27 protein-coding genes and 1 pseudogene are annotated in these 26,728 nt (G+C 70.5%); 17 read left to right on the top strand and 11 right to left on the bottom strand.

Going from position 1 to position 26,728, the window contains the following annotated elements; translation table 11 throughout:
* Positions 1–24 precede the first annotated feature (24 nt).
* Positions 25–1,197 (top strand): N-acetylglucosamine kinase, encoded by a 1,173-nt coding sequence (locus ACQ0O7_RS22600; protein ID WP_430784151.1) that lies wholly within the window; start codon positions 25–27, stop codon positions 1,195–1,197.
* A 161-nt stretch (positions 1,198–1,358) separates the two neighbouring features.
* Here ACQ0O7_RS22600 and ACQ0O7_RS22595 read toward each other — a convergent pair whose 3' ends face one another.
* Entirely contained in the window at positions 1,359–2,591 is a 1,233-nt protein-coding gene (locus ACQ0O7_RS22595; protein ID WP_430784150.1) for an exo-beta-N-acetylmuramidase NamZ family protein, read from the bottom strand.
* The gene (locus ACQ0O7_RS22590) at positions 2,588–4,267 is read right to left on the bottom strand and encodes a glycoside hydrolase family 3 protein (RefSeq protein WP_430784149.1); all 1,680 of its coding nucleotides are present in this window, start codon (positions 4,265–4,267) and stop codon (positions 2,588–2,590) included. The genes ACQ0O7_RS22595 and ACQ0O7_RS22590 overlap by 4 nt, the downstream gene beginning before the upstream one ends.
* A gap of 109 nt (positions 4,268–4,376) precedes the next feature.
* Here ACQ0O7_RS22590 and ACQ0O7_RS22585 point away from each other — a divergent pair, with 109 nt between their 5' ends.
* From ACQ0O7_RS22585 to ACQ0O7_RS22555, 7 genes and pseudogenes are all read left to right on the top strand, one after another.
* Entirely contained in the window at positions 4,377–6,284 is a 1,908-nt protein-coding gene (locus ACQ0O7_RS22585; RefSeq protein ID WP_430784148.1) for a serine hydrolase, read from the top strand.
* Between the two features lie 33 nt (positions 6,285–6,317).
* Positions 6,318–7,706 (top strand): N-acetylglucosamine/diacetylchitobiose ABC transporter substrate-binding protein, encoded by a 1,389-nt coding sequence (gene ngcE / locus ACQ0O7_RS22580; RefSeq protein WP_430784147.1) that lies wholly within the window; start codon positions 6,318–6,320, stop codon positions 7,704–7,706.
* A 1-nt stretch (position 7,707) separates the two neighbouring features.
* Positions 7,708–8,580, top strand: a complete 873-nt coding sequence (locus tag ACQ0O7_RS22575; protein ID WP_430784146.1) for a carbohydrate ABC transporter permease — start codon at positions 7,708–7,710, stop codon at positions 8,578–8,580.
* Between the two features lie 5 nt (positions 8,581–8,585).
* Positions 8,586–9,398 carry a carbohydrate ABC transporter permease gene (locus ACQ0O7_RS22570; protein ID WP_430784250.1) on the top strand — a complete coding sequence of 271 codons (813 nt, stop codon included), beginning with the start codon at positions 8,586–8,588 and terminating at the stop codon, positions 9,396–9,398.
* A pseudogene (locus ACQ0O7_RS22565) lies at positions 9,395–9,592 on the top strand (ion transporter); the annotation flags it as partial. The gene ACQ0O7_RS22570 and the pseudogene ACQ0O7_RS22565, both read left to right, overlap by 4 nt.
* Positions 9,593–9,623: 31 nt before the next feature.
* A complete protein-coding gene (locus ACQ0O7_RS22560; protein WP_430784252.1) occupies positions 9,624–9,746 on the top strand; it encodes a hypothetical protein in 123 nt (40 codons plus the stop codon).
* Positions 9,747–9,830: 84 nt separating this feature from the next.
* The gene (locus tag ACQ0O7_RS22555; protein WP_430784145.1) at positions 9,831–10,454 is read left to right on the top strand and encodes an alpha/beta fold hydrolase; all 624 of its coding nucleotides are present in this window, start codon (positions 9,831–9,833) and stop codon (positions 10,452–10,454) included.
* Here the strand turns inward: ACQ0O7_RS22555 and ACQ0O7_RS22550 are convergent.
* Positions 10,439–10,615, bottom strand: coding sequence for a hypothetical protein (locus tag ACQ0O7_RS22550; RefSeq protein ID WP_430784144.1), 177 nt, complete (start codon positions 10,613–10,615; stop codon positions 10,439–10,441). The genes ACQ0O7_RS22555 and ACQ0O7_RS22550 overlap by 16 nt on opposite strands.
* A 110-nt stretch (positions 10,616–10,725) precedes the next feature.
* Between ACQ0O7_RS22550 and ACQ0O7_RS22545 the strand changes: the two genes are divergently transcribed.
* The 5 genes from ACQ0O7_RS22545 (at position 10,726) to ACQ0O7_RS22525 (ending at position 16,563) form a co-directional block, all read left to right on the top strand.
* Positions 10,726–11,964, top strand: coding sequence for a sensor histidine kinase (locus ACQ0O7_RS22545; RefSeq protein WP_430784143.1), 1,239 nt, complete (start codon positions 10,726–10,728; stop codon positions 11,962–11,964).
* Complete coding sequence (locus tag ACQ0O7_RS22540) at positions 11,952–12,605, top strand: response regulator (RefSeq protein ID WP_430784142.1); 654 nt, start codon at positions 11,952–11,954, stop codon at positions 12,603–12,605. The genes ACQ0O7_RS22545 and ACQ0O7_RS22540 overlap by 13 nt, the downstream gene beginning before the upstream one ends.
* A 100-nt stretch (positions 12,606–12,705) precedes the next feature.
* Positions 12,706–13,473 (top strand): ABC transporter ATP-binding protein, encoded by a 768-nt coding sequence (locus ACQ0O7_RS22535; protein ID WP_430784141.1) that lies wholly within the window; start codon positions 12,706–12,708, stop codon positions 13,471–13,473.
* Positions 13,470–15,941 (top strand): ABC transporter permease, encoded by a 2,472-nt coding sequence (locus tag ACQ0O7_RS22530; protein WP_430784140.1) that lies wholly within the window; start codon positions 13,470–13,472, stop codon positions 15,939–15,941. The genes ACQ0O7_RS22535 and ACQ0O7_RS22530 overlap by 4 nt, the downstream gene beginning before the upstream one ends.
* Positions 15,942–16,107: 166 nt before the next feature.
* The gene (locus tag ACQ0O7_RS22525; protein ID WP_430784139.1) at positions 16,108–16,563 is read left to right on the top strand and encodes a hypothetical protein; all 456 of its coding nucleotides are present in this window, start codon (positions 16,108–16,110) and stop codon (positions 16,561–16,563) included.
* A gap of 4 nt (positions 16,564–16,567) precedes the next feature.
* Here ACQ0O7_RS22525 and ACQ0O7_RS22520 read toward each other — a convergent pair whose 3' ends face one another.
* The 3 genes from ACQ0O7_RS22520 to ACQ0O7_RS22510 are packed head-to-tail and all read right to left on the bottom strand — an operon-like array spanning position 16,568 to position 19,176.
* On the bottom strand, positions 16,568–17,614 hold the full coding sequence (locus tag ACQ0O7_RS22520; protein ID WP_430784138.1) for a zinc-dependent alcohol dehydrogenase family protein: 1,047 nt from the start codon (positions 17,612–17,614) through the stop codon (positions 16,568–16,570).
* A gap of 33 nt (positions 17,615–17,647) precedes the next feature.
* Complete coding sequence (locus ACQ0O7_RS22515) at positions 17,648–18,316, bottom strand: hypothetical protein (RefSeq protein WP_430784137.1); 669 nt, start codon at positions 18,314–18,316, stop codon at positions 17,648–17,650.
* Positions 18,313–19,176 carry a hypothetical protein gene (locus ACQ0O7_RS22510; RefSeq protein WP_430784136.1) on the bottom strand — a complete coding sequence of 288 codons (864 nt, stop codon included), beginning with the start codon at positions 19,174–19,176 and terminating at the stop codon, positions 18,313–18,315. The genes ACQ0O7_RS22515 and ACQ0O7_RS22510 overlap by 4 nt, the downstream gene beginning before the upstream one ends.
* Before the next feature lie 49 nt (positions 19,177–19,225).
* Here ACQ0O7_RS22510 and ACQ0O7_RS22505 point away from each other — a divergent pair, with 49 nt between their 5' ends.
* Entirely contained in the window at positions 19,226–19,675 is a 450-nt protein-coding gene (locus tag ACQ0O7_RS22505; protein ID WP_430784135.1) for a hypothetical protein, read from the top strand.
* On the opposite strand, the gene ACQ0O7_RS22500 is transcribed toward ACQ0O7_RS22505, so the two are convergent.
* Positions 19,660–20,121, bottom strand: a complete 462-nt coding sequence (locus ACQ0O7_RS22500) for a GNAT family N-acetyltransferase (RefSeq protein WP_430784134.1) — start codon at positions 20,119–20,121, stop codon at positions 19,660–19,662. The genes ACQ0O7_RS22505 and ACQ0O7_RS22500 overlap by 16 nt on opposite strands.
* Positions 20,122–20,619: 498 nt before the next feature.
* Between ACQ0O7_RS22500 and ACQ0O7_RS22495 the strand changes: the two genes are divergently transcribed.
* On the top strand, positions 20,620–21,045 hold the full coding sequence (locus ACQ0O7_RS22495; protein WP_430784133.1) for a hypothetical protein: 426 nt from the start codon (positions 20,620–20,622) through the stop codon (positions 21,043–21,045).
* A gap of 63 nt (positions 21,046–21,108) precedes the next feature.
* On the opposite strand, the gene ACQ0O7_RS22490 is transcribed toward ACQ0O7_RS22495, so the two are convergent.
* Positions 21,109–21,798: a hypothetical protein gene (locus ACQ0O7_RS22490; RefSeq protein WP_430784132.1), complete on the bottom strand. Its 690-nt coding sequence runs from the start codon at positions 21,796–21,798 to the stop codon at positions 21,109–21,111.
* Positions 21,799–21,898: 100 nt separating this feature from the next.
* Between ACQ0O7_RS22490 and ACQ0O7_RS22485 the strand changes: the two genes are divergently transcribed.
* Complete coding sequence (locus ACQ0O7_RS22485) at positions 21,899–22,579, top strand: hypothetical protein (RefSeq protein WP_430784131.1); 681 nt, start codon at positions 21,899–21,901, stop codon at positions 22,577–22,579.
* A 53-nt stretch (positions 22,580–22,632) separates the two neighbouring features.
* Here ACQ0O7_RS22485 and ACQ0O7_RS22480 read toward each other — a convergent pair whose 3' ends face one another.
* From ACQ0O7_RS22480 to ACQ0O7_RS22470, 3 genes are read right to left on the bottom strand one after another with little or no spacing between them, the layout of a single operon-like run.
* On the bottom strand, positions 22,633–23,676 hold the full coding sequence (locus ACQ0O7_RS22480; RefSeq protein ID WP_430784249.1) for an NAD(P)-dependent alcohol dehydrogenase: 1,044 nt from the start codon (positions 23,674–23,676) through the stop codon (positions 22,633–22,635).
* Positions 23,677–23,719: 43 nt separating this feature from the next.
* Positions 23,720–24,628: a helix-turn-helix transcriptional regulator gene (locus tag ACQ0O7_RS22475; protein ID WP_430784130.1), complete on the bottom strand. Its 909-nt coding sequence runs from the start codon at positions 24,626–24,628 to the stop codon at positions 23,720–23,722.
* A 42-nt stretch (positions 24,629–24,670) separates the two neighbouring features.
* Positions 24,671–25,039, bottom strand: a complete 369-nt coding sequence (locus ACQ0O7_RS22470; RefSeq protein WP_430784129.1) for a hypothetical protein — start codon at positions 25,037–25,039, stop codon at positions 24,671–24,673.
* Positions 25,040–26,175: 1,136 nt separating this feature from the next.
* On the opposite strand from ACQ0O7_RS22470, the gene ACQ0O7_RS22465 reads away from it, so the two are divergent.
* Positions 26,176–26,661 carry a DIP1984 family protein gene (locus ACQ0O7_RS22465; protein ID WP_430784128.1) on the top strand — a complete coding sequence of 162 codons (486 nt, stop codon included), beginning with the start codon at positions 26,176–26,178 and terminating at the stop codon, positions 26,659–26,661.
* The last annotated feature ends 67 nt before the right edge of the window (positions 26,662–26,728 follow it).

Genomic DNA, 26,728 nt, shown 5'->3' with positions numbered 1-26,728 from the left:
GCAGATCGTCAATATTCTTCATTCATGGGTACGGCGATGGTCATCGGAGTCGACGCGGGCGCCACCACGACCCGCTGCGTGATCACGACGATCGACGGCACAGTGGTGGGCCGCGGCACAGCCGGAGGCGCGAACCGCAACAGCAGCGGCGGCGCGGTGAGCACGATCCTGACCACGGCGATCACCGAGGCGCTGGATTCCGTGGGATCCCCGGGACCGCGGTGGTCGCCGGGGTCGCTGGAGTCGCCGAGGCGTCCGGGCCTGCTCGACCGAGGCGCGATCGTGGCCGGTGTCCTCGGCGCGGCCGGGTCGTCGGGTGCCGGGCGGGCGGCCTTCCGGGAGGCGGCGGAGACGGCCTGGCGGGCGGCCGGCCTGACCGGCCGGCTGACGACCGTCACCGACCTGGAGGTGGCGTTCGCGGCCGGCACACCGGAGCCGAACGGCGTGCTGCTGCTGTCCGGGACGGGAGCGCTGGCCGCCCGGTTCAGCGACGGCGTCCTGGAACGGCGGTGCGACGGTTACGGCTGGCTGCTCGGCGACGAGGGTTCCGCGGTGTGGATCGCGGTACGTGCGCTGCGGGCGGCACTGGCCGCCTTGGACGGCCGCGGCGAGCCGACATCCCTGGTCGAGGCAGCCGCCGAACACTTCCTGTCGAAGTCTGCCGGATACGCCGCGACGACATCCGGTGGAGGCTTCGCGCCGGTACCCGGAGACAGCGTCGCAGCGGCTTGCGATGGCGTCCGCGAGCCGACGCCCGGCGGCCGAAGGGAAGGGGCGGACGGTACGGCGAGCGCGATCCCGGAGAAGGGGGCCGCCCGTGAGGAGACGGCGCAGGCGTTGATCGCGGCCACCTTTGCGGTGCCGCCGGCTGAGTTGGGCCGGTTCGCGCCCGCGGTGAGTGCTGCCGCCGAGCGGGACGACGCGGTGGCCGCGCGGATCTGTGCCGCGGCCACCGGTCGCCTCCTGCACACCTTCGACAGCGCTGGGCCGCCACCCGGCGCGGTCGTGGTGCTGGCCGGTTCGGTGCTGCTCAACCCCGGTCCGGTCGCCCGGCAGGTGCGCGCGGGCCTGCTGGCCCGCACCGGCGCCGAGCCCCGGCAGGCGCGTGACGGCGCCGCCGGGGCCGCCGCCCTGGCCCTCTCCTGGATCACCGGCGCCCCCGTGTCGCCGGTGATCCATACCCGGTTGACCGGCTGAACGCCGAACCGGGAGAAGAGGGTGGCCCGCCGGAAACCGGGCCGGTGGGAAAGCGCGATCCGGTGGCGGGTGAGCCGGGAGGAAGGCGCGGTCGAACGCGGACCGGGACGGTAGGAGAGCGCGATCCGTCGGCGTCGTGGCCGGGTGGTGCGGGCCGGCCACTATGAGCCTGGCCGGGAGTAGAGGAGGTAGCGGCGGCGACGGCGGTCGAACGTGGCCAGTTCGGTCGTCCACGCGCCGGTCACCTCGGCGGTGCCGGCCCCGGCGTCGATCATGGTGCGCAGGCGGGGGGAACCGGTCAGCAGGTCGATGAAATAGCGGGTGCCGCCGTCCACCCGCCAGCTGAACGCCGGCGAGCGGCGCGCCTCCACCAGCATGGCCACGGCGGTGCGGATGGGGTCGTACACCATCGGGTCGATGACTTTGACCTCTACGCCCGCGCACAGCTGGTTGGCGAACTTGTTGAACGTGGGCGTGAAGTACGCCTCGCGGAACCGGACCCCGGGCAGGTCCAGCGCGGACAGCCGGTCGCCCCAGCGGTAGTCGAAGCCGGGGCCGCCGATCAGTTCGAACGGCAGGGTGGTGCCGCGCCCCTCGGAGAGCGCTGCCACCCCCTCGAACATGCCGGTTCCGGGGTACACCAGGGCGGTGTCGGGAGTGGGCATGTTCGGGCTGGGCGGCACCCACGGCAGATTCAGGTCGCGGCCGAACATGCGCCCGTGCCAGCCCTCGCATCTGATCACGGTCAGGTCGGCTCGACCGGACAGGAACTCGCCGTTGTAGAAGCGGGCCAGTTCACCCACCGTCATCCCGTGCTGCTGCACGATCTTGAGGCGGCCTACGCCTGAGGTGTACCCGTCGGTCATCATCGGGCCGTGACACCCGCCGCCGGCCGGGTTGGGGCGGTCCAGGACCACATACCGCAGGCCTAGGCGGGCGGCGGCGGCCATCGAGTCGTACAGCGTGTAGATGTAGGTGTAGAACCGGGCGCCCACGTCCTGGATGTCGAAGACGACGGTACGCACCCCGGCCGCGGTGAACATCCGCTCCCACTTGGCCTGATCGGCCAGGTAGGCGTCATAGACGGTCAGCCCGGTGCGGGCGTCGGTGCCGGTGCCCTCCGAGCCGCCGGCCTGCGCCGAACCTCGGAAACCGTGTTCCGGGCCGAAGATCCCGCCGATGGTGACCCCGTCGGCGTGCATCCGGTCGACGAGGTGCCGGTAATCGCGATCCACACCGGTCGGGTTGGAGACGACACCGACACGTGTCCCGCGGACGGCGGCCCATCCGTCGTCCGCGAGCTTCTCCAAGCCGGTCCGCAGTGGCCTGCCGACGCTCACCGGGACCGGCATCAGGACTCCCGCCCCGCCGGCCAGCAGCGCCCGGCGGTTCACTTCACCCCCCAGGACAGGCCATGGCCGTACGGGTGATACCCCGGTATGGCCACGGGAAGCTTTCCGCGCGGTGGTATGACTCCGGTCAGGGCCTTGGCGAGCGATCGCATCGAGACATCCGTGTAGCCGTAGGTGGCGAGACAGGTGGTGACGCCGGGCAGCGTGGTGAGATCGTGCGGATTACGGACGGCCACCACCACGACCGGCTGCCCGGTGGCGATCAGGGCCGCGACCAGCGCCTGCTGCCCGCCGTTGCTGAGCACCACGGTCAGGTCGTGCGCACGGGCCGCGTCCGCCGCCTGCTCCGGGGTGGGTGTGGGCAGGGCGGTGGCGCCGAGTTCCCGGGCCAGCACCGGCAGGGTGTCGTACGTGCTGGAGGTCCATCCGGTGACCAGGACCTTCTTCTCCGCCGCGCGGTAGGGGAGCAGGCCGGCGTCGTTGCGCAGAGCGGTCACCGTGCGGTCGGTGACGGCTTGAGCGGTACGCCGGTGGGCCGCCGCCCCGACCACCCGCTCGGCCACGTCCGGGTCGACGGGGGTCCACGTGAGCAGGCCACGCTTCTGCTTGAGAGCGAGGATCCGGCGCACCGACTCGTCGATGCGCGACTCGGTGAGCTCCCCGCCGGCCACCGCGCCGAGCACCGCGTCGACGGCCAGTTCCAGGGTCGGTGGCATGAGCAGCACGTCGATCCCGGCTTTCAGGGCCAGCACCGGCACCCGCTCATCGCCGTATTTCTCCCGCACACCGGCCATCTCCAGCGAGTCGGAGACGATCACGCCGCGGTAACCGAGTTCGCCGCGCAGCAGCCCGGTGATGATCGGTTTCGACAGCGTGGCCGGGTCGCCGGACGCATCGAGCGCGGGCACCACGATGTGCGCGCTCATGATCGTGTCGGCGCCGGCGGTGATCGCGGCCCGGAACGGTGGCGCGTCGATCCGCTGCCACTCCTGCCTGGTGTGGTTGATGACGGGCAGTCCGGTGTGGCTGTCGGTGGCGGTGTCGCCGTGCCCGGGGAAGTGCTTGGCGGAGGCGGAGATCCCGGCGCCGCGCTGGAAACCGTGGATCTGGCTCGCGGTGAGGGTGCCGGCCAGGGGCGGGTCGCTGCTGAACGAGCGGACCCCGATCACCGGGTTGGCCGGGTTCACGTTGACGTCGGCGACCGGGGCCCAGGCCTGCCGGATGCCGACCGCGCGCAGTTCGGTGCCGGTGACCTGCCCGGTCCGGTAGGCGTCGGACGGGCTGCGGCCGGCGCCGAGAGGCATCCCACCGGGAAAACGGGTGGCCGGGGCGGGCATCCGGGTGACGACGCCGTGCTCCTGGTCGGTGGAGATGGAGAGCGGTATCCGGCCGGCCGCCTTCTGCAGACCGTTGCTGAGGCCGGCGATCTGGCGCGGGTTCTGCAGACTGTTCGTCCAGGAGAAGTAGACGATGCCGCCGAGGTGGTATTTGGCCACCACTTCGGCGGGGGTGCTGACCCCGTACAACCGCTGGTTCTCGGTTGAGGGACTGGTCGCCTCGCTGCCGTAGACGTAGGTGCTGAACAGCTGGCCGACCTTCTCCGGCAGCGTCATCCCCGCGAGTAGCGCGTCCACCGGGTTGGGCTTCGCGGCCACCGGGGCGGGGATCACGACCCCCAAAGCGGCGACGGCGAGGAAAGCGACCGTATGCGTTCGCATGATGTCGGAAGGTAGCCGGGTGCCCGCCGGATGGCAATAACCTTCACTCCTCTTGCGAGTCGTGAAGGAAACATTCATCCTCGACAGGTCGGCGTATTGAGAGGCGTTGATGATCAAGTTGCGGTTCGTGGTGTACGGCGTGGTGGCCGGACTGGTCGCCGGTGCTCCCGCGCCGGCCGCCGCCATGGTCCGGCCGGAGGTGCTCCGCCCGGGTAGCCCCCGCCAGGCCGGACTGCTGGCCGGCCCGGTCGAGGCCCTGCCCGCGATCGCCGCGTCATACCTGAGGCCTACGGAGGATCATCCCGATCACCCCACGTACGCGGGTGCGACGGTGCTGGCCGCCCGCAACGGGGTGGTGGTGTCCCGGTTCGCTGTCGGGGACGCGGTCCGCTACGCCTCACCGGCCAGCGAACTGCCTCCGGAGCGGCGGGTTCCGGCCCGGGTGGACACGCTGTGGGACGTCGCGTCGATCTCCAAACTGTTCACCACGATCGTCGTACTGCAGCAGGTGGAGAAGGGCCGGGTGGAGCTGGAGGCGCCGGTCACCAGATATGTGCCGGAGTTCCCGACCGCCGGGGTCACTGTGCGTCACCTGCTCACTCACACCTCGGGTTTGCCGGCTTTCCTCCCGTTCTACTCCCTTCATTCCACGCCTGAGCTACGGCTAGCCGCCGCTTTGCGCACGCCGGTCACCGCCGGGACTACGCCCGGTAATCAGTACGTCTACTCCGACATCGGCCTGATCGTGCTCGGAGTGATCGCCGAACGGGCCACCGGTAGACCACTCGACGAGGCCGTCCGGGCCGGGGTGACCGGGCCGTTGCGGATGCATGACACCGGATACAACCCGCCGATCACCGACCGGGTCGCCGCCACCGAGTATCAGCCGTACGTCGGCAGGGGTATGGTCCGCGGTCAGGTCCACGACGAGAACGCCTGGTCCCTGGGTGGAGTGGCCGGTCATGCCGGGGTCTTCTCCACCGTCGACGACCTGGCGATCCTCTGTCAGACCCTGCTCAACGGCGGGGTGTACCGGGGTATGAGAATCCTGTCCGAGCGGATGATCCGCCGGGCGCTGGTGAACTACAACGCCGATCTGCTGGCGCAGTACCCGGAGGCGAGCCGTGGGCTCGGCTTCGAGCTGGCCAAACACTGGTACATGGACGGTATGACGTCCCCGTTCACCTTCGGGCACACCGGGTTCACCGGGACCTCGGTCGTCATCGATCCGCTCGACCGTTCGTTCCTCGTCCTGCTCAGCAACCGGGTGCATCCGGACCGGGCGTGGGGCACCAACAACGCGGCCCGCCGGGCGCTGGCCAGGGCCTTCGCCGCCGCGCACCCGATCGCCGGCCCGGCGAGGGAAAAGCAGCAGGAGACGGGAACGGCGACGGCGGTAGAGGCGGAGACGGCACCGGCGGTGGGGGAGGTCGCGGCGGTGCCTGCGGTGGGGGAGGTCGCGGCGGTGCCTGCGGTGGGGGAGGTCGCGGCGGTGCCAGTGGTGGGGGAGGTCGCGGCGGTGCCAGCGGTGGGGGAGGCCGCGACGGCACCGGCGGCGGGGGAGAAGGAGCGGGCGGAAGCGCGGACGTGGCGGACCGACCTGCAGGACGGGGCGGTCATGACACTCACCGCACGCCTGGGCCGGGGAGACCTCCTACTGTGGTACGACACCGAGCCCACCGTCGACCACCTGACCATCGAGTCCACCACCGACGGGCGGACATGGGCACCGGTGTCTCTCATACTGCGGTCCGGGCGGGAGACGATCACCGCGGAAACTCTGAGCGGGTTCGGGGGACGGCACTGGTGGACGGCTGATCCGGGCGTACCGCCGGGGACGGTCCTGCGTTTCTCCTATCGCACCGACGCGGCCTCCCAGGGACGTGGGGTTCTGGTGGCCGGCCTCGGCGCGGTGGAGTCGGCCGACGGCTGGACCCGTCAACCGGATCGGGCCGACGGCTGGACCCGTCAACCGGATCGGACCGACGGCTGGGCCCGCCGGCCGGGATCGGACTGACGGATGGACCCTTCAACCGGATCGGACCTGAACATGTCATCTGCGATCGGCCGGCGTGGCCTGCTTCTCGGCACGGCCGGTGTCCTCGGCGGCTGCGCGATGGGCGGTGGCGGCGGTGACACCGACGGCGCCAAGGGTGAGACCAGCGCGGCGAACCCGCTGGGGGTGAAGGACGACGCCGCCCTCGAGGTGGTGATCTTCAACGGCGGGTTCGGGGAGGACTACGCCAAGGCGCACCAGGAGATGTACCGGCAGCGGTATCCGAAGGCGCAGATCAAGCACTCGGCCACCCAGCAGATCGCCGAGACGCTGCAACCCCGGTTCGTGGCCGGTGACCCGCCGGACGTGGTGAACAACTCCGGCGGCAGCCAGATCGACTTCAACGGCCTGGTGGCCCAGAACGCGCTCGCCGACCTGGGTGAACTGCTCGACGCCCCGAGTCTCGACGACCCGGCGAAGAAGGTTCGCGACACTCTGCTGCCCGGAATCGTGGACGTGGGATCGTACGACGGCAGATTCCTGTCCTTGAATTACGCCTATTCGGCCTACGGCATCTGGTACTCCCGCAAGCTGTTCGAATCCCGCGGCTGGGAGTATCCGAAGACCTGGGACGAGATGATCAATCTCTGTAGGACGATCAAGGCGGCGGGCATCGCTCCGTGGACCTATCCGGGCAAGCACTCGCGTTACATGAGCTGGCCGATCCTGGCCGCGGCGGCCAAACTCGGCGGCCCCGAGGTGATCCTGGCCATCGACAATCTCGAACCGAACGCCTGGAAGAACCCGGCCGTCGTCGCCGCCGCGGAGGCGTATTACCAGCTCGCGGTGGACGGATTCCTGCAACCGGGCGCCGCCGGCATGGACCACGTCCAATCGCAGACCGAATGGTGCCGGGGCAACGCCGCCTTCCTGTCCTGCGGCTCCTGGCTGGAGAACGAGCAGAAAGCCGTCACCCCGCCGGACTTCCGGATGGCGGTCGCCCCGACGCCGTCGTTGACAAAATCGGACAGATTGCCGTACGAGACATTCCGCGGCACCGGCAGCGAGCCCTTCATCGTGCCCGCCAAGGGCAGGAACGTGCGCGGTGGACTGGAGTATCTGCGGGTCATGCTGTCGCAGGCCGGCGCCTCCGACTTCACCCGCCGGGTCAGCAGCCTGACCTGCGTGCGGGGCTCCAGCGCCGGCCTGTCGCTGGGCCCCGGGCTCACCTCGGTCACCGAGTTGATCGAGGCGTCCGACGGCGGCGCTTTCACCTGGCTGTACAACTCGTACTACCGCAAGCTCGAACGGGAACGGGTCGACGGGGCCTGCGCCGAACTGTTCGCCAAACGGATCAACGCCGCCCAGTGGTGCGACACCGTGCAGAAGTCGGCCGACGAGTTCGCCCGGGACCCGGCGATCAAGAAGTACAAGCGGACCTGACGTGCGGCGACTGTTCATCGTCACGTTCCTGATCCCGCCGATCCTGCTGTACGGGCTGTTCGTGGTCTCGCCGTACGCGCAGGCCTTCCAGATCGCCGGCACGAACTGGAGCGGGCTGTCTCCGACGTTCGAGTTCGTCGGCCTGGACAATTTCCGGCGGCTGCTCGGCGACGGCTACTTCTGGAACGCGCTCTCCCACAACGGCCTGCTGCTGGTGATCCTGCCGGTGGTGACGATCCTGCTCGGGCTCTTCTTCGCGTCGATGATCACGGTTCACGGCGTACGCGGCGCGGGTCTTTACCGGGTTGTCTTCTTCTTCCCCCAGGTGCTCTCGGTGGCGATCATCGGAGTCCTGTGGAAGGAGATGTACGCCCCGCACACCGGCATGATCAACGGCCTGCTCCGGGGCGTGGGCCTCGACGGCCTCGCGATGGCCTGGCTCGGTGATCCACGATTCGCGTTCTGGTGTGTGCTGACCGTCCTGATCTGGATGAACGTCGGCTTCTACGTCGTCCTGTTCAGCGCCGCCATGCAGGCCATACCCCGCGAGTTGTACGAGGCGGCGGCGCTCGACGGCGCGGACCGGCTGACCACCCTGGTCCGGATCACCGTGCCGCTGCTCTGGGACACCATCCAGGTCGCCTGGGTCTACCTGGCGATCATCGCCATCGACGGGTTCGCCATCGTGCAGATCCTCACCGACGGCGGCCCCAGCTCCTCGTCCGACGTGGTCGGCCTGCGGCTCTACAAGACCGCTTTCGGCGACGGCCAGTTCGGGTACGCCAGCGCCATCGGTGTCGCGATGTTCTTCCTCACGCTCACCGTGGCCGCGATGTTCCTCCAGGTCACCCGGCGTGAACGGGTCGAGTTGTGAAGCGGATCCCGCACGTCTTCCTGGCCGTGTGGGCGCTGCTCACCACACTGCCGCTGGTGTGGGCGGTGCTCAGCTCGTTCAAGAGCGACGACGAGATCCTCACCGACCCGTGGAGCCTGCCGTCCCGGCTGCGCTGGGAGAACTGGGCCCGCGCGTGGACGTCGGCGCACATCGGCCAGTACTTCCTGAACAGTGCCGTGGTGGTCACCGGCGCCCTCACCCTGACCATGCTGTTCGGGGCGATGGCGGCGTACGTGCTGGCCCGCTACAAGTTCCGTGGCAACCGGATCGTCTACTACGCGTTCGTCGGCGGCATGATGTTCCCGGTCTTCCTGGCCCTGGTGCCGCTCTTCTTCGTGGTCCGCAACCTGGGGCTGCTCGGCACCCTGCCCGGCCTGACCCTGGTGTACGCGGCGTACTCCCTGCCGTTCACGGTGTTCTTCCTGACCGCGTTCTTCCGGACCCTTCCCGGTACGGTCGCCGAAGCCGCCATGGTCGACGGGTGCGGCCACTTCGGGCTGTTCTTCCGGGTGATGCTGCCGATGGCACGTCCCGGGCTGATCAGTGTCGGCATCTTCAACTTCCTGTTCCAGTGGAACCAGTACGTGCTGCCGATCGTGCTGATGCAGGGCGAGGGTGCCGAGGACCGGTGGGTGCTGGCGCAGGGGCTGACCGCGCTGGCCGTCAACGAGGGGTATCAGGGCGACTTCAGCGGCCTGTTCGCCGGGATGACCATCGCCATGCTGCCGGTCCTGTTCGGCTATCTGCTCTTCCACCGTCAGGTCCAGGCCGGGCTGTCGGCCGGCCAGCTCCGCTGATCTCCGCTCCACCTCACCGTCGCGGTCGCCGCGGTGCCCGAACCGGTCCGGCGGGTGACGGCTGGAACGTCTTCGACTTCCTCGTCATCGCCGCGGTCTTCCTGCCCGGCCTGCACGGTGACGCGGCGACCCTGCGGGTGATCCGGATCGCGCGGGTGGTCCGGCTGGTGCGGTTCTCGCCCGGCCTGCGGACCATCGTCTCGGCACTGCTGCGCAGCCTGCCCGGTGTCGGCGGCTTCCTGGCCCTCGCCCTGGTTCGACCGGATCGTGATCAGCCAGCGGCTGGACGACCCGCGGACCGCGATCACCCAGCTGGAACGCGACCTCAAGATCGATCGTCAGCCGTGAGAACGACCGGCGCCGCCCCCGGCCACCGGCTGGATCACGCCCCACCTCCACCGGATCCCGCCGCACGGAACCTAGAGTGGCGGGATGGCCACCTTCGTGCTGATCCACGGTGCCGGTGACGTCGGCTGGTACTGGCATCTCGTCGAGGCCGAACTGCGCGCCCTCGGCCACGACACCGTCGCCCCGGACCTGCCCTGTGACGACGACTCGGCGGGCCTGACCGAATACACCGACGCGGTGGTGACGGCGATCGGCGACCGGACCGGCGGCCTGGTCGTCGTCGGGCAGTCGCTCGGCGGATTCACCGCCCCACTCGTCTGCGAACGGGTGCCGGTCGACCGCCTGGTGCTGGTGGCGCCGATGATCCCCGCGCCGGGCGAGGCGGTCACCGACTACTTCACCGACACCGGCTATGTCGACGTGTCCTCCGACGACCCCTTCTACCAGGACGTGCCGGCCGAGCTGAAGGCCGAAGCGCGCCGCCGGGGCCGGGCGCAGTCCGAGGCGCGGCTGGGCGAGCCCACGCCGATGCGGGAGTGGCCGGCCGTACCCACGAGGGTGGTGATCTGCCGGGACGACCGTCTCTTCCCGCCTGACTACCTGCGACGGGTCGCCCGGGAGCGGCTCGGGGTGACACCGGTCGAGATCGACGGCGGGCACACTCCCGCGCTGAGCCGCCCGCGGACGCTCGCTCATTGCCTGCGGTAGCGGTAGTGGTGGACGGCGAGGCCGGTGCCGGCGGCCAGGGCCACCAGACCGAACCCGGCGCCGATGAACTCGTTGCCGGTGATCGAGGCGACCGCGTTGGCGGCCAGCCCGACGATCAGCAGCACCCAGAGGACCGGACGAAGTCTCGCGTTGTCGTTCATGGGTTCCACGCTACGAATCCGGGCCGGCCGGGAACATCCCGCAGGATGTACTCATGAAGGTATAGCCAGCGCTACTGTGCCGGCCCGGGCCGCTCATTATCGTCTGACGCATGCGGATCAGGCGGGCTCGACTCATCGAGCGGTTGCGCGTGGTCGTCGACGGACTGGAACACCTCGTCGGCGGTCTCGGCACCGCTCTTCTGGCGCTGCTCGCGCTGGCCTGGACGCTGCTGGTGGCCGCCGCGTCGGTGCTCGGCGTCGGGCTGCTGCTCGCGCCGACCGTGCCCCGGATCACCCGCGCGGTCGCCGACCGGGAGCGCGCCCGCCTCACCCGCTGGGGCCCGCCGGTGGTCGGGCCACCACCGCTGCCCGCCACCACCCGCGAGGCGCTGCGCGACCCGGCGGTGCGGCGGGAGACGGCCTGGATGACCGGGCACGGCACCATCGGCCTGCTGCTCGGCGCGATCGGCATCTCGATGCCCGTCTACGCGGTGGAGTATGCGTCGTTCCCTCTCTGGTTCCGCGCCCTGGCACCCGAGGAGGGCGGCCCGGGTTTCGTGGTGTGGCGCATCGACGGGTTCGCCGACGCCGCGGTGGTCTGGGCGATCGGCGTGGTCTTCGCCGTCCTCACCGTGGTCCTGTGCCCGCCGCTCGCCCGGCTCCAGGCACTGCCCGGCCGGCGGCTGCTCGCCCCACCCGACGGCGTCGACCTCAACCTGCGGGTCGCCGAGCTGACCGCCACCCGCGCCGCCGCCCTCGACGCGCACGCCGTCGAGCTGCGCCGGATCGAGCGCTCGCTGCACGACGGCACCCAGAACCGTCTCGTCGCGCTGAACGTGATGATCGGTGCCGCCCGGCGCGCCCAGCAGCGCAACCCGGCCGCGGTCGCCGACATCCTGGACCGCGCGCAGGAGGCCACCGAGCAGGCCCTCGCCGAGCTGCGGTCGGTGGTCCGCGGCATCCTCCCGCCGGTGCTCGACGACCGCGGCCTGTCCGGGGCGCTGGCCGGGCTGGCCGGGAGCTGCCCGGTCCCGTGCACGTTGGAGGTCGATGTGCCCGGCCGGTGCGCGGTGTCGGTGGAGGCGACCGCCTACTTCGTGGTGGCCGAGGCACTGACCAACGTGGCCAAGCACAGTGGGGCGACGTCGGCGCGGGTGGCCGTCCGGCGCGCCGGTGACCGGCTGCTGCTGAGCGTCACCGACGACGGTAAGGGCGGCGCCGACGAGACCGGCGGCAGCGGGCTGGGCGGGATCCGGCAGCGGGTGGCCGCCTACGATGGCCGCTTCGTGATGTCGAGCCCGGTCGGCGGGCCGACCAGGATGGACGTGGAGCTGCCGTGCGGATCGTGATCGCTGAGGACGACGCCCTGCTGCGCGAGGGGCTGGCACTGCTGTTGCGGGCCGAGGGCCTGGACGTGGTGGCCACCACCGACTCGCCCGGCCCGTTCCTCGCCGCGGTCGGCGAGCACCGGCCCGATGTCGCGATCGTCGACGTGCGGATGCCGCCGACACACACCGACGAGGGCATCGTGGCCGCCGTCGAGGCCCGCAAACGGCAGCCGGGTCTGGCCGTGCTGGTGCTGTCCGCCTACGTCGAGCAGGCCTTCGCCACCGATCTGCTGTCACACGGCTCGGCCCGCCTGGGATACATGCTGAAGGAACGTGTGGGCCGGGTCGACGAGTTCATGGCCGCGCTGCACCGGGTCGCCGACGGTGGCACGGCCGTCGACCCCGAGGTGATCGGCCAGCTCCTGGCCCGCACCCGCCCGGACAGCCCGATCAGCCGGCTCAGCGCCCGCGAGCGTGACGTGCTCGCCCTGATGGCCGAGGGCCTGGGCAACTCGGCGATCGCGGAGCGGCTGGTCGTCACCGACGGGGCCGTGCACAAACACATCCGCAGCATCTTCGCCAAACTCGGCCTGGCCCCGGACGACCGCGCCGACCGCCGGGTCACCGCCGTCCTGCACTACCTCGACGACCAGCGGAGGTAGTGCTGGCTATACCCCGACTGGGCAGCACGCTTCATTTCGGCTGATCGATCCGCGCAGAAGACTCTCCGGTGAACGAGAAGTCCATCGAGAGGCCGAAAAGATGTCCAACCCGAGCGAGCCCGCGGTCCGTGTGCACGGGCTGACCCGCGTGTACCAGGCGGACGGCGAACCGGTGCGCGCCCTGTCCGGAGTCGGCGCGACCTTCGACCGCGGCACCTTCACCGCGATCATGGGTCCGTCCGGCTCCGGCAAGAGCACCCTGCTGCAGACCGCCGCCGGACTCGACCGGCCCACCGAGGGCAGCGTGTGGATCGGCGGCACCGAACTCAACCGGCTGTCCGAGACCGGACTGACCGAGTTGAGGCGCGACCGGATCGGATTCGTCTTCCAGGCGTTCAACCTGATCGGCGCGCTCACCGTCGCCGAGAACATCCTGCTCCCGCTGAAACTGGCCGGTGCACGCCCCGACGACGCGTGGATCAACGCGGTCGTCGAGCGGGTCGGCCTCGGCACCCGGCTGACGCACCGGCCGTCCGCGCTCTCCGGCGGCCAGCAGCAGCGGGTCGCCATCGCCCGGGCCCTCGCCGCCCGCCCCGAGGTCATCTTCTGCGACGAGCCGACCGGCGCACTGGACACCAACACCGCGGCCGAGGTGCTCCTGCTGCTGCGCGGCATCGTCGACGAGCACGGCCAGACCGTCATCATGGTCACCCACGACCCGGTGGCCGCGTCCTACGCCGACCGGGTCATCGTCCTCGCCGACGGCCACATCGTGCACGACATGCCCCAGCCGGGCGCCGTCCGCATCGCCGAACACCTGGCCACCCTGGGCCGCCGCCCGTCCGCCACGACCGGAGCGCTCCGATGACCGCGCTCGCCGCGCGGATGCTGCGGCACCGGCCCGGGGCGTCGGCCGCCACGCTGGTGGCGCTCGCCCTCGGGGCGCTGATCCTGACCGCGATGGGGGTGCTCGTCGAATCGGGGCTGCGCTACCGGGCGGAGCCGGTGCGGTATGCCGCCGCCGATCTGGTGGTGGCCCGGCCGGACACCACGTTCCACACGAAGGAGTTCGACGGCGAGGTCTACACCAGCACCGTCGCGCTGCCCGAGGGCGGCACCGTGCCCCTCGGCCTGGCCGGGCAGATCCTCGGCGCCGGTGGGGTGGCGACGGTGGCCGTGGACGAGGACGTTCCGGTGGTCACCCCGGACGGTGTGCCGGTGCCGGGGCGGGGCTGGGGGAGCGCGGTGCTCACGCCGTACCAGCTGATCGCGGGTGAGGCCCCGGCCGGTGATCGGCAGATCGTGATGACCGAGGGCGCCGCCGAGGTCGGGGAGACGGTGCCGCTGATGATCGGCGGGGTTCTCCGGCCGTACACGGTGAGTGGTCTGGCTCGTGGTCCCGCGGCGGTGTTCTTCACCGACAGCCGGGCCGCCGCCCTGTCGCCGCACGACGGCGCGGTGCGGGCCATCGGGGTGATCGCCGAACCGGGCACCGATGTCGGTGCCCTGCGTGACCGGATCGCCGGGATCGCCGGTGACGCCCGGGTGCTGACCGGCGCCGAGAGCGGGCTGGCCGAACGCTCCGAGGACCGGTCCGCCGCGTCGCTGCTGGTCCAGATCGGTGGGTCGTTCGGCGGCTACGTGATCATGCTGATCGTCTTCGTGGTCGCCGCGACCGTCGGCCTCAGCGTGCGGCACCGGCGCCGCGATCTGGCCCTGGTCCGTGCCGTGGCCGCCACCCCCGGCCAGGTCCGGCGCATGATCATGGTGGAGGCCGCGCTGGTCAGCGTGCTCGCCGTGCTCGCCGGGGTGCCGGCCGGGCTGGCCGCGGCCCGCTGGCTGACCACCGAACTGACCGGGCGCGGATTCCTGCCGGCCGGGTTCCCGATGCGGCCCGGCCTGCTCGCCGCACCGGCCGCCGCGGCGATCATCCTGCTCTCGGCGGTGCTCGCCGGGCTGCTGGCCGCCCGCCGGATCACCGGGATCCGGCCCGCCGAAACCCTCGGCGAGGCCGCGATCGAGCCACCCACCGCCGGCCGGCCGCGCATGATCAGTGGCCTGGTCGCACTGGTGTCGGCGATGTCGTCGGCGTTCGCCGCGGCCGTCACCGGCGGTCAGACCGCGATCGGCGCCGCGCTCGGCATGCTCTACCTGTTCGTGCTGGCGGTCGCCCTGCTCGCACCATGGATCAACACGGGCGCCGCCCGGCTGCTGGCCGGCCCGCTACGGACGATCTTCGGCGCCGGTGGGTACCTGGCCGCCGCCAACCTGCGGGCCAACGCCCGCGGCGGCGCCACCGTGCTGACCTCGCTGGTGCTGGCGGTCGGATTCGGCGGTTCGGTGTGGTTCCTCCAGAACAACCTGGAACGCCAGTCGGTCGCGCAGAGCCGGTCCGGGCTTCTCGCGACACGGGCGCTGGTCGCGGCCGCCGGGCTGCCCGGGTCGGCGGTGGCCGAGGTCCGGGCGATTGCCGGGGTACGCGCGGCGACCCCCGTCCAGCACACCGGCATCGTCGTGTCCATGATGGGCGACGGTGAGACGATCAGCGCCCGCGCCGTCGACCCGGCCGGACTCACCGGCACCCTCGACCTCGGGGTCACCTCCGGCGACCTGGCCGACCTGGCCGACGGCACCGTCGCCGTCTCCACCACCGTCGGCTGGAAACTCGGCGAGACGGTCGCGATCCGCCTCGGCGACGGAACCCCTGCCGACGTCCGGGTGGTCGCCACCTACCAGCGCGGACTCGGCTTCGGCGACGTCATCCTGCCGCGCGCCACGGTCGCCGGGCACACCGCCACCGGACTCGACGACGAGATCCTGATCAGCGCGCCGGCCACCCCCGCCGTGGACGCGGCACTGCGCTCGGTGGCCGCCGCCCACCCCGGCAGCAGCCTGATCGACACCTCCACCCTGACCGGCGGCCTGGCCCGGGACCTGGCACTCAGCGCCTGGCTCAACCGGCTGCTGATCGCGGTGATGGTCGGGTACACGGTGGTGGCCGCCGCGAACACGATGGTGATGGCCGCCCTGGCCCGCCGCCGTGAACTGGCCGTCCTGCGCCTGACCGGGGTCACCGCCCGCCAGGTCAAAAGCATGATCAACGCCGAGCAGGTGGGCTTGCTGGGGACCGCGATCCTGGTCGGGGGTGTGATCGCGGCGCTCACGCTGAGCAGTGTGGTCCGGGCGCTGACCGGAAGCCTCGTGCCGTACGTTCCCCCGCTGGGCTGGCTGACCGTCCTCGGCGGCACCATGATCCTGGCCCTGGCCACCACGATCCTGCCGGTCGCCCGCCTGCTCCGCGTCCCACCGATCGAGCACATGGGCATCAAGGAGTGAACGCGTCACCGGCCTCGTGCCGGGCGGAAATGTCGGTGGGTGGGGCTACGGTGCGGGCATCGGTCGGCCGGCTGCCCACCGCCGGGAGCCGGAGCCGGTCGGTATGGAGCCACTCTTCTGATCCGGGCACCTGGCTGAGGGCACACGGCGCTCATAGGATGCGGCGGTGAATTCACCTGATCGGCTCACCAGACTGTCGTTTTCGAATCTCGCCGCCATCGAGGATCCGCGGCCCCTGACCGATCTTCCGGGGCGGGTCTGGACCGAGAAGGAGTGGGCGCGGATCGAGCTCGGCTACGCCGCACAGGACATGGACGAGAAGTGGGACGTCTTCGCCGAGGACGCGGTCGTCTTCTTCCACCGGAGCTGGACGGGGTTCGGGATGTATGCCGTGACGTTCTCGCCGGTGGACGGTGGACGGCGGATCACCGAGGCGGTCACCGGGTCGGATCCGGCGCGGGGGCGGTATCACGGGGTGATGATCGAGCTTCTGGTCAGCGGGATCCTGCTGGGCGAACCGGCTGTGGAATTGCGGGCTGAGCTGACTTCGGTGCTGACCGCGGGGCGTGCCGATGTCCCGGCGGGGGCTGTCCTGCACAGCAGGATCGGGCTGCGGACCTGAGGGTTCAGCGAGACGGGTCGATCATGGTCATGCCGGCTACCGGGACGGTGTCGAACGTGGGCAGCAGGGCGGCTGCCTCGGCCAGGCCGATGGTTCGTTCGATCAGGTGCTGGGGTTGCAGGCGGCCCTGTTCGATCAGGGTCATCATCTCCGGGTAGTCGGCCGCGGCCATGCCGTGGCTGCCGAGAACGTCGAGTTCCCAGCCGATCACCCGGGCCATCGGGACCCGCGGGTGGCCGTCGACCGGGGGCAGCAGGCCGATCTGCACATGGCGGCCCTGGCGGCGCAGGCTGAGGATCGCGTCGGCGCAGGTCTGTTCGCTGCCCACCGCGTCGACCGAGGCATGACTGCCGCCGCCGGTGAGTTCGTGGACCGCGGCGGGAACGTCGATCAGGGAAACCGCGCCGGACAGCAGGGTGTGGTCGGCGCCCAGGGCGGCGGCTGCCGACAGGGCCGCCGGGTTGCGGTCGACGGCTATCACCCGGGCGCCCAGGGACTTGGCGATCATCACGGTGCTCAGGCCCACGCCGCCGGCGCCGAGAACGGTCAGCCATTCGCCGGGCTGGAGGCGGGCCCGGCCGGCCAGTGCCCGGTAGGCGGTGGCGAACCGGCAGCCCAGGGCGGCCGCCGCGGCGAAGTCGACGGTCGGGGGCAGGGCCACCAGGTTGGTGTCGGCGGCGTGCAGGGCCACCGACTCGGCGAACGAACCCCAGTGGGTGAAACCGGGCTGCTGCTGGTCGGGGCACACCTGCGCCCGGCCGTCACGGCACCACGAGCATCGGCCGCAGCCGCACACGAACGGCACCGTCACCCGGTCGCCGACGGTCCAGCGGGTCACGCCGGCGCCGACCGCGGAGATCACCCCGGCCAGCTCGTGGCCGGGCACGTGCGGCAGGGTGATCTCGTCGTGGCCGGCCCAGGCGTGCCAGTCGCTGCGGCACATGCCGGTGGCCTTCACCCGCACCACCACCCCGCCGTCGGGCGCGGCCGGTTCGGGCACCTCGCGGACGGCCGGCTGGGAACGGATGCTGTCGAAGATCACGGCGCGCACGCCGGTGAACCTACTCGATGCCGGTGCGGAACGTCAGGAGACCTCGAAGCGGAGCATCAGCAGAGCATCAAGAGATTCCCAGATCAGGCGGGGGTACGCGTCCCCCTCGTACACCTCGATCAGGTGGTCGGGTTCCGCGTCGGGCGACACGCAGTACCGCATCAGCTCACCTTCGCGGGCCACGATCAGCAGCCGGGTGGAGCCGATGTCGTGGGTCTCGTCCCAGTCCTCGACACCGTCGGGGGAGTCGGCGGATTCGGCGAGCGTCTCCATCTCCGACGGCCGACCGATCCCGAACTGGTCAGGCCCCCGGGACATGAACCCGGCGTGTGTCTCGCGCAGGAAAACCCGTACCGCGGCGGGAAAGGAATCCCAGAATCGGGGCTCGTCGCCGAAGCTGCCCGGGTCGAAGCCGATCCAGGTGATGACCGATTCGTGGATGCCGGTGACCACGTAGATCAGCACCGGAACCCCGTCGACGGCTCCCACCCGGACGTCGGCGAGCCGGTCCCGGAACATCGGCGCGAACCGGGGCAGGCGGTCCAGGATTCCGTCGTTCCAGAGCGACAGCGCCGTGGTACGCCGTACCACCGGATCGTCGGCATCAACGATCGGACGCCAGCTCGCCGGAATGACAGCGGTGTCGGATGGCCCGAGCAGCTCCGGCGACCACGCGGACAGTGTGCCGAGAATGTCGCTCACTGGCTGGCCAGCAGTTTCTGAATCAGGGCTTCCAGTTTGGGCCGTACCTCGTCGGCGAGTTTGATCTGGTCGTCCTGCCATTTCTTGTTGACGCCGCTCATGCCCCCGACGCTACGGGACTGCTTGGACAGATTCGCTTTGATCGACAGCCACTGGTAGTTCAGCGGGGCCCGGGTCACCGCGAACATGTTGCGGGGTGTCAGCTGGAGGAAGCCCTTCATCTGCATGATCTCGGTGAGCGGAATGATGTGGTCGGGAGTGACCCGCGGGTCGCCGTTCCTCTTCGCGCCGATGGTCAGGCCCGGATAGGCGTCGTCGGTGTCGCCGACTTTCGGCCGGGGCCGCCCGCGCAGCGTGACGTTGCCCAGCTCACCGGGGTTGTGGCTGCGCAGCGAGTCGTACAGTTTCCGGCCGTTGGCGTCCGACGGCGCCGGCCAGTTCTGCGCGGTGCTGGTCGGCCGGGGCGGTGGCGTCCACGTGTTCGGCAGCGCTTTCCGTGCCGTGTCGATGGCCTTTTCCCGCTCGGCCGTCGGCTTCTTCAGTTCGGGGCTGCCGGTCCGTTCGTCGGCCAGGTCCCGGATGGCGTCCAGACAGTTCTGCGCCGCCTTGGCGACCTTCGTCTTCTCGGCGTTGAGTTTGGTCGCGCTGGCGTTGTAGGCGGCGACCGAGGCGGCGCTGCGCCGGTTCACCGAACCGGATCGCGCGTTGTGCGCCTTGATCTTCGCAGCGACCGCGAGCACTTTCTGCATGTGCGCCAGGCAGAAGTCGCGCGGGTCGGCGGCGGCCGGCGCGCTTCCCAGCCCGAGCACCAGGAGAATCGCGGCGAACAGCGCGACAACCCTGCCGATGACCCGTCTCATCGGGGCATCGTATCGTCGGGCATCTAACTGTTCGACCCGGGAGAGACGAATGCCGCAGTCATTCAAGTGGTGGATCGCCGGTGGGGTGACCGCGTTCCTCCTGGTCGTCGCCGGGGTGGTGTGGGCGGTCTCGTCCGGTGGCGACGGCCCGGCCGAGGTGACCGAAGAGGATCGGATCCGGGACCTGATCAGCGAGTTCGCGCTGGCCGTCGACCGCGAGGACCAGGCGTCCATCCTGCGGCTGCTGTGCGCCGAGGAGGCGGACGAGATCCGGGCCGGCGCCGACTTCGACCCCACCCTGGACGGTGACGTCGACGTCGCGGTGTCGGCCGCCCCGGTGTCGGTCACCGACCTTCAGATCACCGGCGACACGGCCCGGGCGGGCATCACCCGCCCGGCCCGGGAGCCGGCGACCCTGGCGTTCCGCAAGGAGAACGGAACCTGGACGGTGTGCGCCCCGGCCGCCGGCTCGGTGCCGTCGCCCTACAGTTCGCGGTAGTACGTCACCAGCGGGAACGGTGTGCAGCCGAGGCTCGCGTACAGCTCGCGGGCCGGGGCGTGGAAGTCGTCACCCCCGGTGCCGATCGTCACCACCTCGGCCCCGGCCTGCTTGAGCTGCGCGAACGCGTGCTCACACAGCGCCTTTCCGAGACCGGCCCGGCGATGACCGGCGGATACCGCGACGTGTGAGATGTCGCCGCTGCGGGTGACCGGGTCGACGGTCCACGCCACAAAACCGGCGATCCGGCCGTCGATCTCGGCGACCGCCCCGCGCAGGGTGGGGATCCGGTCGGCGTACTCCTGACGCCACGATCCGTCCTGGTTGGCGAAGACCGTCTCGCCGACCGCCGGCCGGAACGACTCCTCGTGGAACGGCCCGAACACCGCGATCGCCAGGTCCAGCACGGCGGGCACATCGGCGTCGGTGAAGGTGCGAAGGAACATCTGTCTGCCTCTCGGGAGAGCTGATACCAGAAACGGGCATCAACCGGCCGCGACGCAGGGGCAGCGGCCGGTCAGACCAGGCGGGTGCGGGTGGCGAAGTAGCACGTCATGCCGGGCACGATAGCAGCCGGCTACCGCCGGCCCGGACACCGTGGGCCGAACGGGCAGCGGTTCTGGACGGTGGACCGACACGATCCGGGTCGCCGCACCCGGCCGCCGCACTACCATCCGGGGGACTCGGGGAGGCGTCCATGGTGGGGAACAACGTCGGGCTGTTCGACGAGAACCTCGCCGCCGCCGGCCACGTGTGGAAGACCCTGCTGGACGCCCGGATCGAACCCGGTGACCGGGACCTGGCCGTGATGGTCGCCGTGCACCAGGCGGCCCGCGCCGACGGGCGGGGGCGACCACCTCCCCAACCATTTCGCCTACCGCCTGGAAGCCCTGAGACGGCTGCTCGACCTCGGCCAGGACGTCCGCGCCGAAGCGCAGCTGGTGGTGGAAGCGGCGGCGGTGCACCGTACCGGCGGCCGGGCCTGGCTCTCCGGCGTCGCCGACCTGCGGGTGTCACTCGGCCGGTTCGCAGCGCTCGACGCCGCCCAGTCCGAGAACGACAGCCCTCTCGGCCCGCTGGTCGCCGCGATGATGCGGCTGTCCTACGGCGACACCGAACCGGTGCGGGTACGCGGATTCCTCGAACTCACCCTGGACCGCCTCCACCGGGAACAGCCCGACACCGACGACAGCCGCCGGTGGGTCGCGGAACGCGCCGGCCGGCTCAGTGCCCACCTCGCGAACGTGCTCGGCGCCACCCACCACCGGGCCGGCCGGGAGAACGGCGCCACCGAGTCGTGGGCCGCCCTGGACGCCAACCGCCGGGCCCGGGACAGGGCGAGCGGATCCGGCTGTGCCGGGCCTGCCTGACCGAACCGACGAGGCGGAGGATCCCCGACAGCGGGCCCGGACGGAGCCCCGACCCGCACCGGGCTACGGGAGCTGGGCGACCGCCATCGAGCCCTGGCCCTCGCCGAGTTCCCACGCCGCGAGCACCTGGTAGCCCTTCTCCGGCATCCAGTGGAAGCCGGAATACCTCGTGCCGACGAAGTGGGCGCCGGAACCCCGGGCGGAGTGGGCGTCCAGGCATAGCATGCGCATGTGGTCGCGCAGTGCGGGGTCGCTGATGGCAGCCAGGCGGCGTTCCCACTTGGGTTGGACGGCGAAGTTGGGGATGTCCGTCTCGAACGGGACCAGGTGATCGGTTCCGGTCGCCGTGCGCATCGCGTCGAACAGGGTGCCGTCGGTGTGGACGCACAGGTCGATGGAGACCCACTCGTCGGCCATGTCGGCGCCGGTCAGGCCCTCGGCGGCGAGGATCTTCGCGACCCTGGTGCCTCGCCGCGGGCGGTGGAACCCCTTCACGTCCATGTCCACGGTGAACACCGAGCGGCCCAGGTCGACCGGCCAGGGGGCGGGCACGTGCAGGCCGGGCGCGCCGTCGTACGGCGGCTGGACGATCTCGCCGCGGGCCAGCAGCCCCAGGTCCAGGTCTTCGTCGAAGAACTCGGTGGAGACGATGTCGTCCCAGTAGTAGAAGGCGTACCTCGCCGCGGGGTCGAAGTCCGCCAGTGGGCGGCGCAGCAGGATCTCGAACGCCTGCCGCAGATCACTTTCCGACATGAATTCCTCCGTTGCGATCAGCGGGTAAGGCTAGCGCAGCCGATCCGCGGGGTTAACCGGAAGGAAAGCGGGCAGTAGATCGATCATGAGGACAACTTCGATGCGATTTGCTGTAGGTGCCGGTCTGCTCTCCGCCACGCTCACCGGCTGTGCCTCGGGCTCCGCCGGTGCCGCGCCCGGCGGCGACGTTCCGTCACCGGTTGCCGCGTCGGCGGAGTCGACGACGGCCGCCGCGGTCAGCGGTATCCCGGCCGAGGCCCTGCTCCAGCCCGCCGATGTGCGCGACGCCACCGGGGAGCCACTGGAGCAGGGCGATTTCTCCCACGTACGACCGTTGCGTCCCTGTGGTTCGGACCCGTACCCGAGTGACAGCACCCGCACCGACGCGGTCGCGATGCGGTTCACCGTGCCGGGCGCCGAGGCGGGCAGCACCCCGTCGACGGTGGTGCAGTTCGTCGGCAGGCATCAGGCCGGGGGCGCGGACAAGCAGTTCACCGAGATCGGCGCCGCTCTGGCGGAGTGCCCGGGCGGGCTCGGCAAGGACCAGCACAAGTGGACGATCGTCGAATCCGACGACGACTCGGTGCTGGTGAAGATCGAGCAGAGGTTCGGTTACGCCGACGAGGACCCGGCGACCGTCGCCCACTACGCGGCGCTGGCGACCGTGAACGATGCGGTGGTCGTGGTCGCCGACCTGGGCTGGGAGAACATGGACGGCTCGGAGCAGCTGGTCCGTGACCTGATCGACAAGGCCGAGGATCGCGCCGAGATCATCAAATGAGACAAGACGATTGCGGGGGTACGAGCTTTCCGCTCGTACCCCCGCAATCGTCTTTATCGCAGTGACGCGATGTCGATCACGAACCGGAACCGGACGTCGGACTTGAGCACCCGCTCGTAGGCGTCGTTCACCTCGTCGGCGCCGATCACCTCGACCTGCGGGGCGATCCCGCGCTCGGCACAGAAGTCCAGCATCTCCTGCGTCTCGGCGATGCTGCCGATGCTGGAGCCGGCGAACGAACGCCGGTTGCCGAACAGCGTGAACACCTGGATCGGCAGCGGCTCCGGCGGCGCGCCCACACTGACGAACGTGCCGTCCAGGCGCAGCAGGTTCAGGTAGGCGCCCATGTCGATCGGCGCGCTGACCGTGTTGATGACCAGGTCGAAGCTGTTCTTCAGCGTCTCGAAGGTGGCCGGGTCGCCGGTGGCGTAGTAGTGCTTCGCACCGAACGCCAGCCCCTCCTCCTTCTTGCTCAGCGTCTGCGACAGCACGGTGACCTCGGCGCCCATCGCCGCGGCGATCTTCACGCCCATGTGGCCGAGGCCACCCAGGCCGACCACGGCGACCTTCTTGCCCGGCCCGGCCTTCCAGTGCGCCAGCGGCGAGTAGGTGGTGATGCCCGCGCACAGCAGCGGTGCCGCCGCCTCGTGCGGAATCGACTCCGGCACCCGCAGCACGAAGTCCTCGACGACCACGATGTGGGTCGAATAGCCGCCCTGGGTGACGGTGCCGTCCCGGTCGACGGCGGCGTACGTCTGGGTGTTGCCGCGCTCGCAGTACTGCTGGTGCCCGGCGAGGCAGTTCTCGCACTCCCGGCACGAGTCGACCATGCAGCCGACACCCACCCGGTCACCCACCGCGTGCAGGGTGACCTCGGTGCCGACCTCGGTGACATGCCCGACGATCTCGTGGCCGACGGTCAGCGGGTAGGGCACCTTGCCCCAGTCGCCGCGGACGGTGTGGATGTCGGAGTGGCAGATCCCGGCGTACGTGATCTCGATGAGGACATCGCGCGGGCCCAGGTCACGGCGCTCGATCGTGGTACGCACGAGCGGCTCGGTGGCCGAGGGGGCGGCGATGGCGTTGACGGTGAGAATGGTGTCCTCCGGTGCGGCTCAAGGGTGGTACCCCTCTACGAGATCACAGCGAAGGTGCAGTCCGGGAGTTACTGCCAGTACACCTCTCGTCGGTTTCGTAGGCTTCTCTGGCCGACCACGACGCCAGCATCTGCAGAGCGTTCGCGGTCGGTGAACCCGGCTCGGCGGCGTAGATGGTCAGATTCAGCTCGTTCTCCGCCCGCAGATCCATCGTCTCGTAGTTCACCACCAGGTCACCCACCACGTGATGCCGGAAATGCTTCACCCCCGTGGTGTGCATCCGCACGTTGTGCGCACCCCACCGGCGGCGGAACTCGTCACTGCGCGTCGACAACTCGCCGACCAGGTCGTGCAGGCCCTTGTCACCCGGATCCTTACCCGCCGCGGTCCGCAGATTCGCCACCAGCATGTCGGCGGCCAGATTCCAGTCCGGGTGGAACCGGTGCGCCGCACTGTCCAGGAACGTGAACCGCCCGAAATTCGGCGTCCGGGTGGGATCGGCGTACAGGTCGGCGTACATCGCCCGCCCCAGCAGATTCGCCGCGACCAGATCCTGCCGCAGGTTCACGATGATGGCCGGAGTGGTGATCGCGTCCAGGGACCACTGCAGACTCGGCCGTACGGTCCACGCCTTCGGCCTGCGCGCCGGCCGGACCAGCGCGTCACTGCCGTTCGCCTGCTGAGCCAGCCGCTGCAGATGCGCCCGCTCGGCCTCGTCCAGGCGCAGTGCCCGGGCGATCGCGTCCAGCACACTCGGCGACACCCCGGCCAGGGTGCCACGCTCCAGCTTCGCGTAATACTCGACACTGACCCCGGCCAGCGCCGCCACCTCACCCCGCCGCAGCCCCGGAACCCGCCGCGTCCCGCCACCCGACGGCAGCCCCGCCTGCTCCGGAGTGATCTTCGCCCGGCGCGTGGTCAGAAACTCCCGCACCTCAACTCGATTGTCCACCCCACGACGGTACGTCCCGGCAGCCCCGCCAGGGACTCTCTGTCAAGGCACCGCAGGGGCCTGATATCCACGACCGCCGGGCTGGGTCTCCCGCCACTCCTCGCCCAGAGCCGCGCCGAGGATCGTCACCGGAATCACCGAGGTCCCGGCGAACAGCAGCACACCGAGCGCGGCGAACAACCAGCCCCGGGCGGTGCTCGCGGTCCGCCGGGCGCGCCGCCAGAGCCACAGCGCGACCACGAACCCGATCAGCGAGGGCAGCCCGATCAGCATCGGCGGGCTGACCAAATCACCGGCTCCGACAGCCATCAGAACGAAGAACCCGGCGGCCGGCACCGCGACGACCCCGATCAGCCCGACCGCGATGATCATCAGCACGGCCGGCACCCGGGAACCCTGAACAGTCTGCACCCGATCACCATATTGAACCCGGTCACGCCGCTGTCGAGCTCAGACCGAGTGCCGATGTGCGACCCGGATTCTTGATCGGTTCGCTGCCGGGCCAGACCCGGCCTCCATGACGTTTCCGCAGGTGAGCGCTCCTCCTCAAGTAGGCGCCCGCCCCGAGCCCAGCGGACCGCGGACATCGGACCTCGATCAAGGATTCCGCTGCCTGGAGGACGCGACCACGGTTCGACACGGGTCAGATGCGGTTCCACGACGTTTCCGCTGTTGATCGTCCCTCCTGAATTGACCATCGGGGCCCGAACCGAGCCACAAATCGGCACACGAGCGGGTCCCCCAAACTCGCGCGGTGGGGCGGTGGGGCGGTGGGGCGGTGGGGCGGTGGGGCGGTGGCGCGGTGGCGCGGGCTTGGCCGTGACCGCGACCCGGAAACGCGGCGATCAACGTGAGGCACGCCCATCGCCCACCGGCAGATCCGGGTCGATTCACCACCGTTTCGAGTGCAGCTTCTCAGCCTTCTGATCACTCGCGGTCATCCCCTCGCGCTAGGACGACCCCATCCAGCGGTGATCTTGGTGGAAATTTGCCACCGGAAAGAGCCTTACTCTCGGCCGCCTGATCACTTGCGGTCAATCCCTCGCGCGGGCGATCCGCTCAGCAGAGATCTTGGTGGATTTACCACCGAAAACGGTGGTAAATCCACCAAGATCGGCCGGGGTTGGGGTCGGGAGCGGACACACGCGCGGGGATTGACCGCGAGCGGGCCGGCAGCTGAGAAGAAGATTCCTTCCGGCGGAAATCCTCCAGGATCTCAGCTTGGCGGGCTGCCCTTGCGAGGGATCGAGCGGGAGTGGGAAAACCGCCCGGGTCGTGGTCGAACAAGTGATCTCGGCGAACGCGTTCCTCACCGACGGGTAGTTGCGGGACGCGTTCACCGAGGGTGGCCCCGGATGCCGTAGAAAGCACGGTCGTCCGATGAGGCGGGAACCGGGCCGGAAGTGCCCTGCGCCTCGGCTGGCCCGTACCGCGACCGCCTCGGTGAGCCGTTGCGCCGGCGCCTCTCGCGCCGCGGGGGAGGGGCAGTCGCCGGCGTCGATCAAAAGGGGAGGCGGGATCGATCTTGGGTGGGCATAATCGTCCGCATGAGACTTGCTGAGGCCCTTGCGCTGCGGGCGGATGCGGCGCGCCGTGTGGAACAGTTGCGGGCCCGGATCGCCGGCAGTGCGCGTTATCAGGAGGGGGAGACGCCTGCCGAGGACGCCACCGCGCTGCTCGCCGAGGTGGGTGAGGTGCTCGACGAACTGGAGACGCTGATCCGGCGAATCAACCGGACCAATGCCGCCATCCAGGTCGAGGGGGGCACTCTGACCGACGCGCTGGCCCGCCGGGACGTGCTGCGCCTGCGGCACGGGCTGCTCACCTCTGCCGCCAGTGCCGCGGCCGGTGACGGACAGCGCGGATACCGGCAGTTGCGGTCCGAGCTGAAGATGATTCCGGCGCTGCCGGTGGCCGAGATCCGGCGGCAGGCCGACGATCTGGCCCGGCAGGCCGACGATCTGGCCCGGCAGGTGCGAGACGTGGACACGCTGATCCAGCGGGTCAACTGGGAGGTCGAGCTGCTCGACTGACCGGCGCGGAGCAGGTAGCCGACGTGAAGGCGTGCGCACACCCGGGACCGGCTGAAAACCGGTACTC

Source organism: Actinoplanes sp. G11-F43, assembly GCF_050589265.1.
Taxonomy (GTDB): domain Bacteria; phylum Actinomycetota; class Actinomycetes; order Mycobacteriales; family Micromonosporaceae; genus Actinoplanes.
This window is presented reverse-complemented; position numbering and strand designations above follow the sequence as displayed.

Excerpts from the sequence above, each read along its gene's own strand:
- ACQ0O7_RS22600 (WP_430784151.1), top strand. The coding sequence starts at position 25 with ATGGGTACGGCGATGGTCATCGGAGTCGACGCGGGCGCCACCACGACC.
- ACQ0O7_RS22590 (WP_430784149.1), bottom strand. The coding sequence starts at position 4,267 with ATGCGAACGCATACGGTCGCTTTCCTCGCCGTCGCCGCTTTGGGGGTC.
- ACQ0O7_RS22585 (WP_430784148.1), top strand. The coding sequence starts at position 4,377 with ATGATCAAGTTGCGGTTCGTGGTGTACGGCGTGGTGGCCGGACTGGTC.
- ngcE (WP_430784147.1), top strand. The coding sequence starts at position 6,318 with ATGTCATCTGCGATCGGCCGGCGTGGCCTGCTTCTCGGCACGGCCGGT.
- ACQ0O7_RS22555 (WP_430784145.1), top strand. The coding sequence starts at position 9,831 with ATGGCCACCTTCGTGCTGATCCACGGTGCCGGTGACGTCGGCTGGTAC.
- ACQ0O7_RS22550 (WP_430784144.1), bottom strand. The coding sequence starts at position 10,615 with ATGAACGACAACGCGAGACTTCGTCCGGTCCTCTGGGTGCTGCTGATC.
- ACQ0O7_RS22545 (WP_430784143.1), top strand. The coding sequence starts at position 10,726 with ATGCGGATCAGGCGGGCTCGACTCATCGAGCGGTTGCGCGTGGTCGTC.
- ACQ0O7_RS22535 (WP_430784141.1), top strand. The coding sequence starts at position 12,706 with ATGTCCAACCCGAGCGAGCCCGCGGTCCGTGTGCACGGGCTGACCCGC.
- ACQ0O7_RS22530 (WP_430784140.1), top strand. The coding sequence starts at position 13,470 with ATGACCGCGCTCGCCGCGCGGATGCTGCGGCACCGGCCCGGGGCGTCG.
- ACQ0O7_RS22510 (WP_430784136.1), bottom strand. The coding sequence starts at position 19,176 with ATGAGACGGGTCATCGGCAGGGTTGTCGCGCTGTTCGCCGCGATTCTC.
- ACQ0O7_RS22505 (WP_430784135.1), top strand. The coding sequence starts at position 19,226 with ATGCCGCAGTCATTCAAGTGGTGGATCGCCGGTGGGGTGACCGCGTTC.
- ACQ0O7_RS22500 (WP_430784134.1), bottom strand. The coding sequence starts at position 20,121 with ATGTTCCTTCGCACCTTCACCGACGCCGATGTGCCCGCCGTGCTGGAC.
- ACQ0O7_RS22490 (WP_430784132.1), bottom strand. The coding sequence starts at position 21,798 with ATGTCGGAAAGTGATCTGCGGCAGGCGTTCGAGATCCTGCTGCGCCGC.
- ACQ0O7_RS22485 (WP_430784131.1), top strand. The coding sequence starts at position 21,899 with ATGCGATTTGCTGTAGGTGCCGGTCTGCTCTCCGCCACGCTCACCGGC.
- ACQ0O7_RS22465 (WP_430784128.1), top strand. The coding sequence starts at position 26,176 with ATGAGACTTGCTGAGGCCCTTGCGCTGCGGGCGGATGCGGCGCGCCGT.